Source organism: Streptomyces sp. NPDC053431 (assembly GCF_044544925.1).
Taxonomy (GTDB): domain Bacteria; phylum Actinomycetota; class Actinomycetes; order Streptomycetales; family Streptomycetaceae; genus Streptomyces.
Window position 1 is genome coordinate 28,639 of the sequence record NZ_JBITXX010000015.1, and the last position, 17,724, is coordinate 46,362.

General features: G+C 69.2%; 8 protein-coding genes. 3 read left to right on the forward strand and 5 right to left on the reverse strand.

The window, feature by feature from the left end:
• The first annotated feature begins 44 nt into the window (after positions 1–44).
• On the forward strand, positions 45–1,304 hold the full coding sequence (locus ACIGXE_RS28710) for a styrene monooxygenase/indole monooxygenase family protein (RefSeq protein ID WP_399751788.1): 1,260 nt from the start codon (positions 45–47) through the stop codon (positions 1,302–1,304).
• Here ACIGXE_RS28710 and ACIGXE_RS28715 read toward each other — a convergent pair.
• The 4 genes from ACIGXE_RS28715 to ACIGXE_RS28730 form a co-directional block, all read right to left on the reverse strand.
• Complete coding sequence (locus ACIGXE_RS28715; protein WP_399751789.1) at positions 1,277–2,488, reverse strand: NlpC/P60 family protein; 1,212 nt, start codon at positions 2,486–2,488, stop codon at positions 1,277–1,279. The two genes, ACIGXE_RS28710 and ACIGXE_RS28715, sit on opposite strands and share 28 nt — an antisense overlap.
• Before the next feature lie 75 nt (positions 2,489–2,563).
• Positions 2,564–2,842: a hypothetical protein gene (locus tag ACIGXE_RS28720; protein ID WP_399751790.1), complete on the reverse strand. Its 279-nt coding sequence runs from the start codon at positions 2,840–2,842 to the stop codon at positions 2,564–2,566.
• 25 nt (positions 2,843–2,867) lie between these two features.
• The gene (locus ACIGXE_RS28725; protein WP_399751791.1) at positions 2,868–3,590 is read right to left on the reverse strand and encodes a TetR/AcrR family transcriptional regulator; all 723 of its coding nucleotides are present in this window, start codon (positions 3,588–3,590) and stop codon (positions 2,868–2,870) included.
• 30 nt (positions 3,591–3,620) lie between these two features.
• Complete coding sequence (locus ACIGXE_RS28730; protein WP_399751792.1) at positions 3,621–4,556, reverse strand: diiron oxygenase; 936 nt, start codon at positions 4,554–4,556, stop codon at positions 3,621–3,623.
• A gap of 169 nt (positions 4,557–4,725) precedes the next feature.
• Here ACIGXE_RS28730 and ACIGXE_RS28735 point away from each other — a divergent pair, with 169 nt between their 5' ends.
• Positions 4,726–5,841 carry a ferritin-like domain-containing protein gene (locus ACIGXE_RS28735; protein ID WP_399751793.1) on the forward strand — a complete coding sequence of 372 codons (1,116 nt, stop codon included), beginning with the start codon at positions 4,726–4,728 and terminating at the stop codon, positions 5,839–5,841.
• A gap of 87 nt (positions 5,842–5,928) precedes the next feature.
• Here ACIGXE_RS28735 and ACIGXE_RS28740 read toward each other — a convergent pair whose 3' ends face one another.
• Positions 5,929–8,859 (reverse strand): DNRLRE domain-containing protein, encoded by a 2,931-nt coding sequence (locus ACIGXE_RS28740; protein ID WP_399751911.1) that lies wholly within the window; start codon positions 8,857–8,859, stop codon positions 5,929–5,931.
• 837 nt (positions 8,860–9,696) lie between these two features.
• On the opposite strand from ACIGXE_RS28740, the gene ACIGXE_RS28745 reads away from it, so the two are divergent.
• Complete coding sequence (locus ACIGXE_RS28745) at positions 9,697–17,718, forward strand: ricin-type beta-trefoil lectin domain protein (protein WP_399751912.1); 8,022 nt, start codon at positions 9,697–9,699, stop codon at positions 17,716–17,718.
• The last annotated feature ends 6 nt before the right edge of the window (positions 17,719–17,724 follow it).

Here is a 17,724-nt window from a genome sequence, read left to right on the forward strand (position 1 = left end):
CCGCACCCCGTACCCAGCACTCCCCAGCACCCCCAAGGTCGCCCATGCGGAAGATACTCATAGTCGGCGCCGGTCAGTCCGGTCTCCAGCTCGCCCTCGGACTGCAGTCGAAGGGCTACGAAGTCACCCTCATGTCCAACCGGACGGCGGACGAGATCCGCTCCGGGCGGGTCATGTCCACGCAGTGCATGTTCGACACCGCTCTCCAGCACGAGCGTGACCTGGGCATCAACTTCTGGGAGTCCCAGGCCCCGCGGATCGAGGGCCTCGGCGTCTCGGTGGCCGGCCCGGAGTCCGGGGGCACCCCCGGCGAAGCCAGGGGGAGGGTGATCGACTGGGTCGGGAAGCTGGACGGCTACGCCCAGTCCGTCGACCAGCGGGTGAAGATGGCCGGCTGGATGGAGACCTTCGCCCAGCGCGGCGGCCAGCTCGTCATCCACGGCGCCGCCGTCGGCGACCTCGACTACTTCGCGCGCGGCTACGACCTGGTGCTCGTCGCGGCCGGCAAGGGCGAACTGGTGTCGATGTTCGGCCGGGACGCCGCCCGCTCCCCGTACAGCGAGCCGCAGCGCGCCCTCGCCGTCGCGTACGTGCACGGCCTCGGCCCGCGGCCCGAGCACCCGGACTTCGACGCGGTGCGCTGCAACCTCGTGCCGGGCGTCGGCGAGCTGTTCGTGATGCCGACCCTCACCACCTCCGGCCGCGCCGACATCCTCTTCTGGGAGGGCGTGCCCGGCGGCCCGCTGGACGTCTTCCAGGGCGTGAAGGACCCGGCCGACCACCTGGCGCTCACGCTGGAGCTGATGGAGACGTTCACGCCGTGGGAGTACGCGCGTGCCACGAAGGTCGAACTGACCGACGCGGGCGGCACGCTGGCGGGCCGTTACGCCCCGACCGTACGCAACCCGGTCGGCCACCTGCCCGGCGGCGGTCTGGTCCTCGGCGTCGCCGACGTGGTCGTGGCCAACGACCCGATCACCGGCCAGGGTTCCAACTCGGCGGCCAAGTGCGCCGCCGCCTATCTCGCCGCGATCGTCGAGCACGGCGACCGTCCCTTCGACGAGGCCTGGATGCGGTCCACCTTCGACCGCTACTGGCAGACCGCCCAGCACGTCACGAAGTGGACCAACGCCATGCTCGGCGTCCCGCCGGAGCACGTGCTGAACCTGATCGGCGCGGCGGGCGCGCTCCAGCCGGTCGCCGACCGCTTCGCCAACGGCTTCGACAACCCGGCGGACTTCGAGAACTTCTTCTTCGAGCCGGAGAAGACCGCCGCCTACCTGGAGTCCGTCGCCGGCGCCTGATCGCTCGCGTACCCCTCGTCCGCGCCGTCCGTGGCTCCCGCCGGGAGTTCGGGCGGCGTGTACGTCTTCAGGGGGAGCGCGTCGGGGTCGGGGCGGACGGCGCCCAGGAGGGGGTTGGCGGCGAGCGGGGAGACCTTGACGCGGGCGCCGGGGCGGGGGGCGTGGACGACCAGGCCGTCGCCGAGGTAGAGGGCGACGTGGGTGGCCTCCGGGTAGTAGACGACCAGGTCGCCGGGGCGGAGCTCGGTGAGGGGGACGCGGGGGAGCGTCTCCCACTGTTCCTGGCTGGTGCGCGGGAGTTCGCGGCCCGCCGCCGCCCAGGACTGCTGGGTGAGGCCGGAGCAGTCGTACGTGTCGGGGCCCTCGGCGCCCCACTCGTACGGCTTGCCGATCTGGCGCGCGGCGAAGCGCAGGGCCTCGGCGCCCTCCTGGGAGGGGGTGCGGGTGCCGTCGAGGGCACCGGAGCCGAGGAGCTGGCTCTGGGCGCCGGCGGTCTGGGTGGTCTCCAGAGAGGTCAGCCGGGCGAGTTGGGCGGGGGAGAGCGAGGCCAGGAGCTTCTCGACCTCGTCCAGTTTCGTGCGGACCGTCGCCCGCTGCTTCTGCCGGGTGGCGAGGAGGGTCCGGCGGCGGTCGAGGGCCTCGCGGGAGGCCGTCGCGAGGGCCGCCGCCTTCTTCTCGGCGGCCTGGAGGCGGGAGACGAGGGTGGCGCGTTCCCGGGCCGCCCGGGTCACCAGGTGGTTCTCGTCGAGGGCGTGCCGGGGGTCGGGGGCGAGCAGCAGGCTCAGGTACGGGGAGAGTTCGGAGCGGCCCTGGTACTGCTGCCGGGCCAGCCGGCCGGCCTCGTCCCGGCCGCGGTCGAGTGCCCTGCGGGCGGCGGCCAGTTGGACGTCGGTCCTGCGGGTGTCGGCGGTCTGCTTCTTCAGCGCCTCGTCGGCGGCGTTGTAGGCCTCGGTGGCCCGCTCGGTCTCCTGGTAGAGGGTGCGCAGCCGGGTGAGCAGGCCGGTGACCGAGCTCTCGCCCGCGTCGACGGGCGCGGCCGGGGCCTTCCCGGGCAGGGCTCTCCCGGCCAGGGCCCTCCCGGCGAAAGCCTTTCCGGCGAGGGCCGTGCCGGTCAGGGCCGTCGTGGCCGCCAGCATCCCCGCGAGGGCCCCCGTGCAGATCGTGCGCAGCAGTCGTCCCGGCACGTCATCACCTCCCTCGGGGATGATGGCGCCAGGAATGGTGTGACAAGCGGATGAAAGGGCGGGTGTCCGGCGGGCTCACTCCTTCGGAGCAGCCGGCTTCTGCCACGGCCACCGGATCTGCCTGCGCTCCCGCCCCTCCGGCGCGTACACGTACACCCACCCCTGCTGCAGCCCGAGCCGCTTCGAGTAGCCGGCCGGCTCACGGCGGTACGCGTACACCGCCGCCGGGCGCCCCTCGTGGGCCGGGACGGGGATCTCGTACCACTTCGGCGGGTGCCCGGTCGGGCCGAGCAGGACGGGCAGCTGCCGGCCGTCGAGGGGGCCGCCGCGGAAGGGGGTGTTCTCGCTCTTCACCCCACCAGTGTCCCCTCCGGGCGGCTCAGAGCAGGTGCGCGGCCTCGCTCACCACCGGGATGACGTTCCTGGCCAGCGTGCCGACCGGGCCCGTGGCCCGCTCCTGGGCCAGCAGCCGGGCCACCACCCCGGCGGTCTCCGTGTCGCCGGCCGCGGTCGCCGCGAGCAGGGCCACCAGGTGGTCGACCAGCCAGTCGCGGAGGTTGTCGGCCGGCGGCCGCTTCCCCTCGTCGACCCAGATCAGCGAGGCGGCCTCCACCGCCGCGATCCACGTCCTGACCATCATCCCGAGCCGCGGACCGGGCCGGTCCACACCCAGGTGGAAGAGGATCTGCTCGGCCGCCGCCCGCCGGACCTCGTCGACGATCGCCGTGGTCCGCGAGGTCTCGGCGACGCTGCCGCCGCGCAGCAGCGCGGCGAAGCCGGCGTCGTGCTGGTCGACGAAGGCCAGATAGCGGTCCAGGACCCGGGCGAGGCGTTCGGTGGGCGGCCCCTCGGGCGGCTCGGCGAAGCAGTGCTCGAGCGCGTCGGCCGAGGAGCGCAGCGCCGCCTCGTACAGCTGCTGCTTCCCGCCGGGGAAGTAGCGGTAGACGAGCGGGCGCGAGACCCCCGCGGCCTCGGCGACGTCGTCGAGCGAGACGTCCTCCGGCGGCCGGTGCGCGAACAGCGTCTGGGCCGCGTCGAGCAGCTGGATCCGCCGCTCCTCGACACTGAGCCGGCGGTACGCGGGCGACGGGGCACTGGTCATGCCCCGCAGCGTAACCCCGTCGCCGCTCCCTCAGGCCAGCAATCCGGACGACTTCCACAGCCTGCGGCCGGCGCCCCGCAGCACACCGATGTCGTCCAGGAAGTCGGTGAGCCGCTTCGCCCCCGACTGCATCACCTCCCGCCGGTGGCCGCTCGCCCTCACCTGGGCGACGGCCTCGCGGCGGTCCAGGCCGACGTGGTCGTACACGGCCGGGTTGACGAAGCAGGTGGAGAAGACCCGGGCCGCCTCGCCGCAGCTGAGCCGGGTGAACTCCTGCTCCCAGCGCGGCGCGGTGATCATCTGGCGGCGCAGCTCCTCCCGCGCGTAGCGCACATGGCGGGCCTCCTCGACCACGTGGATCCGGGTGACGCCCCGGACGAGCGGCTGGACGCGCTCGTCCGGGAAGGTCAGCCGCTGCATCCAGTCGAGGATCTCCTCGCCCAGGAGGGTCGCGGCGAAGGAGCCGGGGGTGGTGGAGACGGTCTTCAGGACCCGGGCGAGGTTGTGGTAGATCCGCGGCACCGGGTACTCGGGGGCGCCGCCACGCTTGATCAGCTTGGCGAACATCATCGAGTGCCGGCACTCGTCGGCGATCTCGGTGAGGGCGTAGCGCACGTGGTCGCTGGTCAGCGCCTTGTCGTAGATGTGCCGCACGAGCAGCTGCATGAGGATGATCTCGAACCAGATGCCGAGGGAGGCGAGCGAGGCGGCCTCGTGGCGGGACAGGTCGATCCGCTGCTCCTCGGACATCCGCCGCCACAGCGGGGTGCCGTAGAGCGAGACCAGCTCCGGCGGCCAGAACCACTTGCCGTCCTCGAAGGGGGCGTCCCAGTCGAGTTCGGTCTCGGGGTCGAAGGAGTGCTTGAGGGAGGACTCCAGGAGCCGCCGGGCGACCTGCTCGCGGTCGCGCAGCGGGCCGAGGGCGTCCCGGAGGAGGGCGAAGTCGGGCTCGGTGAGACTGGCCATGGCGGTGGCACCTCGCGCTGGGTCGGCGGCGGATGGGTCGGCGGCTCGTCGGCTCTTCCGGCTTTATAAGACTCCCCGTCAGTAACGTCGTCAATCCCTCACGCACGACTTGTTGACCCTGCGTCTACCAACGTGTGAGCCTGCTCGGAGCCGCAGGAAGGAGCCGCCCGTGTCGACGCACGACCTCTACGCCCAGGCCCCGCAGGAGCCCGTCTGGCAGGTGCCGGCGAGCGGCGCCGCCCGCTTCAACTGGGAATACGACGTGAACGCCGTCGGCCGCGACCGTCTCCTCGCCCTCTACCAGAAGGGCAAGGACAAGCAGTGGGACGGCGCCACCCGGATCGACTGGGACCTGGAGGTCGACCCGTACGACCCCCTGGGCACCCCCGACGAGGCCATGTCCCTCTACGGCACCCGCCATTGGGCCAAGCTCACCGACAAGGACAAGGGTGAGCTGCGCCGGCACTACACCTCCTGGCAGTTCAGCCAGTTCCTGCACGGCGAGCAGGGCGCGATGATTTGCGCCGCCCGGATCGTCGAGTCCGTGCCCGACCTGGACGCGAAGTTCTACTCGGCCACCCAGACCATGGACGAGGCCCGGCACGCCGAGATCTACGGCCGCTTCCTGCACGAGAAGATCGGGATGCTCTACCCGATCAACGACAACCTCCAGAGCCTGCTCGGCGACACCCTGCGCGACTCCCGCTGGGACATGCCCTACCTCGGCATGCAGGTCCTCATCGAGGGCCTGGCCCTCGCCGCCTTCGGCATGATCAGGGACACCACCGACAAGCCGCTGCCCAAGCAGATCCTGGCGTACGTGATGCAGGACGAGGCCCGGCACGTGGCCTTCGGCCGGATGGCGCTGCGCGACTACTACCAGCAGCTCACCGACGCCGAACTGCGCGAGCGCGAGGAGTTCGTCATCGAGGGCTGCTACCTCATGCGCGACCGGCTGCGCGGGGTCGAGGTCCTGGAGAACTTCGGCATCCCGAAGAAGGAGGCCGAGCAGCTCAGCGAGCAGAGCGAGTTCCTGCACCTGTTCCGCAAGCTGCTCTTCAGCCGGATCGTGCCCTGCGTGAAGGACATCGGCCTGTGGGGCGAACGCCTCCAGAGGGCCTACCTCGACATGGGCGTCTTCGACCTCGGCGACTCCAACCTCGACCTGCTGATGACCCAGGACGAGGAGATCGCCGAGGCCCTGGACCGGGAGCGGTTCGCGGCGGAGGAGGCGGCGCGGGTGGCGGAGGTGGCGGGGGCGATCGCGGAGGGGGAGGCCTCGTAGTCACCCCAGGAAAGGGGCGAGCCCCGGTCCCCTGCCGAAAGGCAGGTGACCGGGGCTCGGTGTTCGTCGGTCAGCGGGCGGCCGGGATCAGCCGAACGCCTTGACGGTGCTCCAGTCGACGGACAGGACCGTCTTCACCGGGGCGTTGGTGTTGGTGGTGGACGGGTAGTACAGCTTCATGTTGCCGGTGGCGCCCTCGCGGGCCCAGATGTCGGGAACGCCGTCCTTGTTCACGTCCGGGATACCGATCGCGGCCGTGATGTTGGTCGCGGTCCAGTTGGTGCCGAACTGTACGTCGCCGTTGAGCGAGTTGGCAGCGAGCTTGATCGACTCCAGGTCGACGCTGCCGGCGACCGCGCCGGGCTTGCCGTGGCGGACGTACATGTTGCCGTTGCTCACGTTGCGCCACAGCAGGTCGGGCGTGTTGTCCTTGTTCATGTCCGCGATGTTCACGATGTCGCGGGCGCTGGTCGCCCAGGCGGTGCCCTCCATGAGCGTGGCGGTCTCGAAGGTGGCGCCGGTGTAACCGGACAGGATCCAGAAGGCGGTGCCCGCGCGCACGGCGAGGTCGGGCAGCTTGTCGCCGGTGATGTCGCCGATCGCCTTCATCTGCGTCCAGGTGGACGGAGCCGGGGCGTTGGACGGCAGACGGATCTTGATGCGGTTGTCGACGTTGAAGCTGCCGTAACCGTCACCGGGGTAGAGCCAGAACTGCTTGTCCGGGGTGACGGCGAACAGGTCGGTCGAGCCGTCGCCGGGGTAGACGTCGTTGTAGTGCGCGATCAGCGACGGCGTACCGGCGGCGTCGATCCAGTGGTTCGGCGGGTCGACCTTCTTGCCGGCGCTGACGTAGGCCGCCTCCAGGCAGCTGTAGAGCTCGCCGCCGGTGCCGGGGACAGCCGGGTCGGCGGGGGCGCCGACGCAGTTCTTCAGCTTGCCGTCCGGGTAGAGGACGAGCAGGTCGGGGATGTTGTCGCCGCCCGTGTCCATCGGGCCGTCGGCGGTGTCGCGCGGCGGCAGGTAGAAGGCGTAGTCGCCGCGGATGCTCTGGTTGCCGTTGGCGTCGTAGGCGTAGACGTTGATGACGACCGGACCCGCGTGCGGCGGGGTCACATTGGTGATCGTGACCTTGCCGTTGACGGGGGTCGGAGCGTCGACGTAGCCCTGGCCCTCGAAGGCGTACCGGAACTTGGACGCCCCGGAGGCGATGAAGGTGAAGTCACCGGGCTTGCCGAAGTTCACCGTCGACCAGGTCTTGCCGTCGGCGGTGGCCTCCTTGAACACCGTGCTGGTGATGTCCGGCTGCGGCGGGGCGGTCGGGTCGACGGTGATCTGGCACGGCTCGGTGCCGTCCGGGAAGAAGGTCGAGGTGGAGCCCGCGTCCGGGTACGTGGAGTCCTCGGAGCGCACGTCCCACTTGTAGAGCGTGTTGGCCGTGATGGTGCTCAGCAGGGGGTCGGTCGCCGGGATGACCATCTGGCCGTAACCGGTGGAGTCCGCGGTGGCGACGTACTCCTTCTTGGTGGTGTCGCCGTTCTTCCAGAACCGGAAGCGCAGCTTCGGAACAGCGCCGTCCGGGTCGGAGCCCTTGGCCTTCAGGGTGATGGTCGTCCGGCCGATCAGCGCGCTGGCCGTCGGACCGGCCACACAGGCGCCGCCCGGGGAGGAGGTGCCGGAGGTCGGCTGGTTGGGGGCGCGGTTGAACTCGCCTTCGAGCCGGGCGCCGGTCGCCGCGAACTTGCGCCAGGTCTGGGTGTCGCTCTCGCTGGTGGCGCGCATGCCGAAGGTGATGGTCCCCCAGCCCTTGTCCGCACCCTCCTGGGCCGCGGACGTCACGGTGAACGACTCCCACGCGTCCGGGCAGGAGCTCGACCAGCCGTGCGCGAAGGACTTCTTGTGCAGGACCCTCGACCAGCTCGGCTGTGCGTTCCAGGTCGTACCGGAGGAGATGCCGCCGGTCAGCCAGAACTCCATCTGACGGTCGGTGCAGGACCAGGAGTGGTTGTTCACGACCTTGAAGGTGGCCCAGTCGAACTTCGCGCCCTTGTAGCTGGTGGAGAAGTTCATCCGCCAGAACGAGCGGGCGAGGCCGCCGGTGTCCTGCTCGTAGCCCACGCGGGCGTCGGAGGTGCCGGAGGAGAAGTTCGTACCGTTCCAGAAGCTGGAGTTCGGGTACTTCTTGTACGCCACGGTCCAGGCCTGCCACGCGGTGTTGAGCGGCGGGTCGATGAAGACCGGGAACTTCGTGTCCTTGTCGGTGAACAGACCCGTGGCCGCCGCGTCCAGCTTCATCGTGGCAGAGCCGGTGCCGTCCCCGTCGAGGACGGTGGGGAGCGGGGCGGACTTCGCGCCGGGCTCGATGCCGGTGAGACCCGACAGCTTCAGCACGTCGGCCGGGGTGGCCACGGAGGTGCGCTGCGGAGTGCCCGGGGGCAGCTCGGAGTCGCGGCCGCTGGAGTCCCAGGCGAACGGGGTCGGGATGCTGCCGACCTCCTGGCCCGCCTTGTCGAGGACCTGGATCCGGCTCGCCTTCGCGTCCCGGCGGAAGACGGCCGTCTTGGAGCTCAGGCCGTACGTGACGGTCGCGAGGGCCTTGTTCTGCGCAGCCTGCTCGTTCTTGACGATGAGGAGCTGGCCGAAGCCGCCCTCCTCACGCACGACCAGCAGCAGGTCGACGCCCGGGAACACCTCGGGGTAGAGGGCGCGCGGGCCGTCGAGCACCGGCTCCGGGAGGGTGCCGGGCCACGTGTAGGCGACGGTGTGGCCGCCCAGGTCGACCTCGGCGAGCACAGTCTCGCCGGCCAGCGGTGCGCGGACGTACGAACGGTCGGCGCGGCCCGAGGACCGCGTACCGCTCGCGAAGCGCACCGGCACCGCCGCGTTCACCGGACGGATGCCCAGCGAACCGGCGCCCTTCGCCCGGCGCAGCGTGTTGTCGATCGGCGCCCAGTGGCCCTCGGCGTTCTTCGCGCGTTGCGGCAGGGCGTCGATCTGGGTGCGCAGCTTGCCGTTGGGCATCGCCCAGAGCAGCTGGGTCTGGGTGGTCGCCGTGTCGACGAGCACCTTCTTCCCGGTCCGCTTGGCCTCGGCCGCGGCGGCGGCCTCGTCACGCGGGCCGGTCGACGCCTGCAGGGCATCGGTGGCGGACGTGCCGCCGTTGGCGGAGGTGGGCCCGCTCGGCTGCCACCAGGGCAGGAGCGCGGCGGTGAGTGCGGCCAGAACGAGGCCGAGAGTGAGGCTCAGCCGTGTGCGCGTGCGCACGAATGGGCTGAGAAGACGAGGCGGCGCTGGCACGGCGGTCTACTCCCGTAGGAACCAGAGGATTTCGGACAGCACAGACAGCCCCGGGGTCCAGACCACGGGGCACAGGCGCGCACACGATCACACGAGCGCCATGCCGCGTCCATATCTAAAGGTTTTATGAAGACGTTACATAGGTTTGTGAAAGGATCCGATGCCTAGTCAGGCTGCGGGTAATGGCACCATTTGACTGGCCGTTAGGCGCCCGATGCCCCGGGTGTCCGATCTATCGGAAAGATCGCCAGTGTGGTGCTCTGTTTGCGAGTGCACCGTGGCGAATCTCACCTTCACATCGTTGCGATCGCCATGCTCGATCTTGAAAGCGTCGGCGGCATGACAGAGAGTGCGCACGCACGCGCCTGAAGCAGGTGCGTGCTCTTTGGTGTTTCCGCACCTCCGTTGTCTTGTTCGTCTGGGTGGGAGTCGACGCGTATGCGTGCTTCAGGTCCACTGTCATGGCTGGGGCGGAATCGCCTAGCCCTGACAGAGTCACAACGACGGCGCCGTCGGCGAAGCCGCACGGCGACCGTCCTATTGCTGTCCTCGACGTTGACGGTGACAAGCCTGGGCTCGCAGGCCCTGGCCGTCCCCGGCGACGGGATGTCCCGTGAGGAGACGACCTCTCAGGTCGACCTCCCCGACATCCCGCCGAGCACCACACTGCCCGATGACGCCGACGCTCCGAAGACGCTGAGCACGGCGCCGGAGCAGCCGATCACGGAGTACACGCCGGTGGCCGTGGACCCGTGGGCGGCGGACGCCGGCAAGGCGGACCCGTCCACGGCGACGCCCGGCACCACGGTCCAGGTCGTGAACGCGTCGACCTCGGTGCCGCTGCCCGTCGGTGTCGGTGTGCCGGCCGGTCAGGACCCGGCGACGATCGCCGGTGACTGGCAGGTCGCCATCAAGTCGACCACCACGTCCGAGGAATCGGGCGTGCCGGGCATGGTCATGGAGATCGTGCCCCCGGCGACCGCGGACCCTGCCGCCCAGGTGCTGCTGGACGTAGACACCACCGACTTCAAGGACCGCTACGGCCAGCTGGCCGCCGAGCGGTTCGGTCTGGTGCTGCTGCCGAACTGTGTCCTGGACACCCCGGACAGCGGCGACTGCGCCCCGGACACCGGCGTCGAGACCATGGCGGGCAAGGACGAGCCGGACGTTCAGGCCGAGCGGCTGCGCAGCACCGTCAAGGAGGTGCCGGCGGCCAAGACCAAGCTGAAGGCGACCCGAGCGAAGAGCTCCGCGACCCGCCAGATCCTCTCGGGCACCGTGCCGGTCGCGAACCTGCTGCCGGACGCGGGCGCCGCGTCGAAGGTCTCGGGCGCCTCGGCGCGCAAGGCCTCCCTCTCGACGGACGGCCGCCAGGTCGTGGACGGCTCGGGCCGTCAGGTCGTGGGCGCCATGGACACCGGCTCCTCGGCGTCCGGTGACTTCACCGCCTCGCCGCTGCTGTCCTCGGGCTCCTGGGCGGCCGGCTCGTCGAACGGCGCGTTCACCTACTCGTACGAGGTGCAGACCCCGGAGACCGCCGGTGGCCTGATGCCGAAGGTCAACCTGTCGTACAACTCGCAGTCGGTCGACGGCCGCACCTCGGCGACGAACAACCAGGCCTCCTGGATCGGCGACGGCTGGGACTACAACCCGGGTTCGATCACCCGGACGTACAACAACTGCCGCCAGGACTCCAAGAAGGCCGGCGCGAACAACACGACCCACAAGACGGCCGACCTGTGCTGGGGCTCGGAGAACGCCACCCTCTCCCTGGGCGGCATGACCACCGAGCTCGTGTGGGACAAGGACAAGGGCCCGCTCGGCACCGACGGCAAGCCCGTCGGCCAGTGGTTCACCGCCAACGGTGACGGCTCGAAGATCGAGCGGATCAAGGACACGTCCAAGGACCCGCGCTCGGGGCTGAAGGACGCGGACGGCGAGTACTGGGTCGTCACGACCAAGGACGGCACCCGCTACCACTTCGGTCTGAACAAGCTGCCGGGCTGGTCGGACAACGGCACCTCCGCCGACGACCCGTACACCGACTCCGTCCTCGCGGTGCCGGTCTACGGCAACCACCCGGGCGAGCCCTGCTACGCGGGCACGACCACCGAGGACTGGAAGAAGTCCTCCTGCCTCCAGGCCTGGCGCTGGAACCTCGACTACGTCGAGGACATCCACGGCAACGCCATGTCCCTGTGGTGGAAGAAGGAGCAGAACTACTACGCGAAGAACTTCTACTTCAAGGGTCCGGTCAAGTACGACCGCGGCGGTTACCTGTCGCACATCTACTACGGCCAGCGCAAGGACTCGATCTTCTCCGCGACCGCCCCGGCCCGCATCGGCTTCACCGTCGCCGAGCGCTGCTACGACGAGGTCACGCCCGAGTACACGCTGACCTGCACGGACGACACGGATACGGTCGACAACTTCACGGACAAGGACCCGGGTAAGTACCGCATCTGGTACGACACCCCGGCCGACCTGAACTGCAAGGCCGTCACCTCGACGTACACCCGTAAGTGCTGGAACGCGGGTCCGACGTTCTGGACCCGCAAGCGCCTGGACAAGATCACCACCTCCGCGCAGCGCCTCACCACGACCACCGCGCGTCAGGTCGTCGACGAGTACCAGCTCAAGCAGAGCTTCCCGGTCCTGAAGACGGGCGCGAACACCGCGCTGTGGCTTGAGTCGATCCAGCGCACCGGCTACGCCCGCAAGGGCTCCACCGACGCCTCGGTGAAGCTGAACCCGGTGCGCTTCGAGTCGAACTCCGACGACATGCCGAACCGCGTCTACCGCGGCGGCAGCGGCGCGACCGACCCGCGTCCCGGCTTCTCGCGCCTGCGCATCGCCCGTGTCGTCAACGAGTACGGCGGCGAAACGGTCGTCACGTACAAGAAGCGCGAGGGTGACTGCCTTGCCGGCACGAACCTGCCGGGCAAGACCGACACCGCGCTGCTGAAGTCCAACACGCGCCTGTGCTACCCCTCGTTCTGGCACCCGGACGCCGAGATCGAGGACATCGACTGGTTCAACAAGTACGTGGTCGACTCCATCGAGGAGCTGCCGAACGTCGACGGCTCGTTCTCGACGCTGACCTCGTACGACTACAAGAACGCCGGCTGGAAGCTGGCCGAGGCCGAGTTCACGAAGAAGTCCACCCGGACCTACTCGCAGTTCGCCGGCTTCGAGCAGACCACCGTCATCACCGGTGAGAAGAAGGTCGCGGCCGACAGCGGCGAGGGCACCACGCCCGCCGAGGAGGTCCCCGGCGCCGAGGGCCCGAAGACGAAGGCGGTCACCCGCTTCTTCCGGGGCATGGGCGACACCGTTCCGGTGAAGGACGTCCACGGCAACGTCATCAAGACGTCGGACGGTCAGACGGTCTACGACCGCGAGGCCTTCGCCGGCCGCATCGCCGAGGAGCTCTCCTACAGCAACGCGACGGACGCGGACACCAACTGGCTGACCCGCAGCATCACGATCCCGGAGGCGACCGAGCTCGCCCGCCGCGACCTCGGCGACGGCCTGACCCCGCTGCAGGCGTGGCGGGTGACCGAGCCCGAGGAGATCGCGTACACGAAGTCCTCGGGTACGGGTGACGACACCCGCACGCTGCGGACGGTCAAGACCAACACGACCTACGAGTCGACGTACGGTCTGCCGACCTTCGTCGAGTCCGTCGGTGACACCGGCAAGACCGGTGACGAGTCCTGCACCAAGCTCGAGTACCTGCACCGCACGGACAAGAACCTGATCGGTCTGTCGAAGCAGGTCCTTGCCTCGCCGACCACGTGCGCCGACGCCAACTGGACCGACCTCACCACGCTGAGCGCCGGCACCCGTACGGCTTACGACAACACGGCCTACGGCACCGCTCTCGGTTCCACGACGCGCGGTCTGGCCACCGAGTCGTGGTCGCTGAATGGCACGGGCACCGGATTCCAGGCCAACGACAAGAGCGAGTTCGACGCTGTCGGCCGGGTAACCAAGGTGATCGACCCGGACCTCAAGGAGTCGACGATCACCTTCGACCCGCCCACGGGTCAGGTGTTCAAGATCACCGAGACGAACCCGCTGGGCCAGTCCCAGGTCAAGGAGTTGGAGCCCGGCCGCGCGGTCACGCTGAAGACGACCGACGCCAACGGCAACGTCAGCGAGGCGATCTACGACCCGCTGGGCCGTCTCGCCGAGGCCTGGGCCCCCGGCCGCACCTCGGGTACGGGGGTGGCCGACTTCCGTGCCGAGTACGTGATCCCGGAAGAGGCGCCGGACCCGAACGACCCCAACGGCGGCAAGATCCGCAAGCCTCCGTACGTCACTACGTACTCGCGTGGTTACGAGAACCGGGTCGAGAAGTCCGTCACGATCTACGACGGTCTGGGTCGTGAGCGGCAGTCTCAGGAGCAGGCGGACGGCGGCGGGCGTCTGATCACCGACACGCTGTACAACAGCGCCGGTGAGGTCTACCAGACCAACAACGCCTACCTGAACGAGCTCGACCCGAGCGGTGAGCTGTTCACGCCGCCCGCCGACACCACGGTGCCGAACATCACCCGGTACAAGTACGACGGTCTCGGCCGCGTGCTGGAGGAGATGCCGGTCCTCAAGGTCAAGCTCCCCGGCACGACCGAGGCCATCTCCCAGGAAGTTCCGGAGAAGGCCGTCCGCTACGAGTACGGCACGGACTGGTCGAAGGTGGTTCACCCGCAGGGCACCTCGTCCTACCGGGTCTACACCGACGCGATCGGTCGCACCGTCCGTACGGACTCCTTCAACCCTGCGGCGCCCGGCGGCTTCACGTCGACGCGCTACGAGTACGACGCCCGCGGCCAGGTGGCCAAGGCGACCGCGTCGGCCGACCCGACCCACCCGTGGACGTGGACGTACGACAAGCGCGGCCGGATGGAGACCGCGACCGATCCTGACACCGGCACCACGGTGACCAAGTACGACCACCGTGACCGCCCGCTGACCGTCACCAACGCCCGCGGCACCGTGTGGAACAGCTACGACGAGCTGTCCCGCCCCAAGCAGCAGCGCGAGACGGACGCCAACGGCAAGGTCCTGGCCGACTTCACCTACGACTCGGCCCCCGGCGGCAAGGGCATGCCCGCCACCGCCACCCGCTACACCGACGGCCTGGCGTACGTCCAGAAGGTCAACGGCTACACCAAGGACTACCAGCCGACCTCGACCACGCTGACCCTGCCCGACTCCATCGTCAGCACGTGGGGTCTGCAGAAGGACTACACCTACGGTTACACCTACTCCGACAACGGCATGGTGGACGAGGCCACCCTGCCGAAGGCCGGCAAGTTCGACCCGGAGAAGCTGGTCGTCCGTTACAACAAGGACGGCAAGCCGGTCTCCATCTCCGGCAAGGACTGGTACGGCTCGGAGACGGTCTACTCTCCGTACGGCCAGGTCATGCGCTCCACCCTGGGCGCGATGCCGTACCGCGTGTGGGCCCAGAACTCGTACGACGAGTCCACCGGTGAGCTGCAGAACCAGCAGGTCTACCGTGAGAAGGCCGACCCCTCGGTCGTCTCCGGCAACCTGGTCTCCAACCGCTCCTACACCTACGACCCCTCCGGCAACGTCACGGGCATCCGTGAGCAGGCCACCGGGATCGAGGAGCGCCAGTGCTTCAGCTATGACCCGCTGGGCCAGCTGAAGGAGGCCTGGACCTCCAAGGACCAGACCGCCTGCACCACTCCGAAGAACACCGACGGCACCCTGAACGTCGCTGCCGGCTCGGACAGCTCCGGTTACTGGCAGCAGTACGAGTACGACCTTCTGGGCAACCGGAAGAAGCTCGTCGAGAAGGACCTGTCGGGGAACACGGCCAAGGACGCCACGACCGACTACGCCTACGGCAAGGCGGACGGCTCCCAGCCGCACACCCTGACGAAGGTGTCGAAGACCTACACCACCCCCGCGGGTGCGCAGGTCAAGGCCGAGGCCGAGCGTCTGTACGAGCTCACGGGCGAGACCAAGCAGATCACCTCCATCCAGAACGGCGACAAGCAGACGCTGTCCTGGACGTACGACGGCAAGGTCGACCGGATCATCGGTGCGGGTACCGGCGGCAAGACCCCGTATGTGGGCCTGGCCGACAAGTGCCTCGACCTCAAGGGCGGTCTCACGGCTGCCGCGCAGGCGATCCAGCTGTACGCCTGCAACACGTCGCCGGCGCAGAGCTGGAAGTTCACGCCGACTCCGGCCCCCGTGGGCGGGACGCAGACCGACCCCAACCGGGGCACTCTGACGGTCTACGACGACTGGTGCGTCCAGCCGGCGGCGAACACGGCCGGCTCGGCCGTCCAGCTGCAGAAGTGCAACGGCACCGCCGCGCAGGAGCTGAAGCGCAACACGGCCGGTCAGCTGACGCATGTCGCGTCGGGTCTTTGCCTGGCGGTCCAGGCAGCGAATTCGGCGAACTCCACGCCGATCGTCCTGGCCACCTGTGACGGCACCTCCGCCGCGCAGCTGTGGGCGCCGCAGAACGACACCCGTCACATCTACGGCCCCGACGGCGGGCGCCTGCTGACCATCAAGGGCAAGACGGCGACGCTCAACCTGGGCGACACCGAGGTCACCGTCCAGCAGGGCGGCATCCTGGTCAACAGCCAGCGCACCTACTCCACCCCCGGTGGTCAGGTCATGCGCTACGCCAACGGCACCGGTTCCGATGCGCTGGTCGCACTGACCGGTGACCACCAGGGTTCGACGTACGCCGAGGTCGCGATGAGCGGCACGATGGCGGTGCGGATCCGCAAGCAGGACCCGTTCGGCAACCAGCGCGGCGCCAGCACCGTCGGCGTCAACCAGCAGAGCCACACGGGCTTCCTGGGCAAGGTCCGGGACGACGCCTCCGGCTTCCAGCCGCTGGGCGCCCGTCTGTACGACCCCGTGGTCGGACGCTTCGTGTCCGCCGACCCGCTGATGGACCTGAACGATCCGCAGCAGGCCAACGGGTACGTCTACGCCCACAACAACCCGGTGACGTTCGACGACCCGTCGGGTCTGGCGATCACCCTGACCGCTACCGAGCGGGCCGCCGCCCTCGCGGGCGCGGGTCTGTCGGCGGCCCAGGTCGCCCAGGCACAGGCGATGCAGGGCAAGTCCCTCACCTCGGTCATCCTGGCCATCGCGTGGGAGACCCTGAAGGACTTCATCGGCATCAACGACGCCCTCGCCTGCTTCGGCGGTGACATGTGGTCCTGCGGCAGCATCATCCTTGACGCGATTCCGTGGACGAAGCTGGGCAAGATCCCGTCGGTCCTGAAGGCGATCAACCGCACCATCGACGCCATCCAGGCGTTCAAGGCCGCCAAGCGGGCTGCCGAGGCCGTCCTCAAGGCAGCCAAGGCCGCCGAAGCGGCAGCGTTGAGAGCCAAGAAACTCGCCATCGAGAAGGCGAAGAAGGAGGCAGCACAAAGGGCTAAGAAGAAGGCAGCCGAGGCGGCCAAGCGAAAGGCAGACGCGGCAGCCGCCGCAAAGCGGAAGACTGGTAACCCTGCCCACAAGCAGTCCCAGGCCAAGGCCGCACCGAAGTCCTCCTCCCACTCCAGTGGAGGCAAGGGCTCCGGTGGAGGCAAGGGCTCCGGTGGAGGGAAGAGCTCCGGCGGCGACAAGGCCAGTGCGAGCAAGCCCGGCGGCAAGACAGGCGGTTCCTCCCGCGACAGCGGCGGCTCCAGTGGGAGCGGCGACTCCGGCAAGGCCGAGGGGGGCGGTGGTTGTAACAGCTTCGTGCCCGGCACGAAGGTGCTGATGGCCGACGGCTCCACCAAGCCGATCGAGCTGGTCAAGACCGGCGACAAGGTCCTCGCGACGGACCCGAAGACCGGCGAGACCCGCGTCGAGACGGTCACCGCGGAGATCAAGGGCCAGGGTGTCAAGCACCTGGTCACGATCACCATCGACACCGATGGCAAGGCCCACGGCTCGAAGACGGCTCAGGTCACCGCGACCGACGGTCACCCCTTCTGGGTTCCGGCCCTCCGTAAGTGGATCGACGCCACCGACCTGAAGTCGGGCCAGTGGCTGCAGACCAGCGCCGGCACCCGTGTCCAGATCACCTCGCTCAAGCGCTGGACCGCCCAGGCGGCGACCGTCCACAACCTCACCGTCGGCAACACGCATACGTACTACGCCCTGGCGGCGAACGTACCGCTCCTGACGCACAACGACGGTGAGTCCTGCCCGGTCGCTGGCCTCGCCACGCTGCACTACCACGGCACGGGCAACCACTTCAGCATCGAAGTGACGGACGGAGAGGACTGGACGCACACGCACCTCATGCCGCACGCCGGCACTGCCGTCGTCGGTGATTACCCGGAGGGTGGACCTGCGGGGATCATGAGCCACACGTTCGAGATCCCCGACGCCCGGGCCGCCTTGGCCTTCTCGCGGGAGCACCATGGCTCGTGGGGTCCGTACACCGAGCTGAGCAACAACTGCCTCAACTACTGCATGCGGGTCTTGAACGCGGGCGGAGCGAACCTCCCCGAAGGAAGACTTGCGGTGGTGTGGGCGACTAGGCTCTTCGGCGGCGGTGGTGGCCGGAGAAGGTGAGAAACA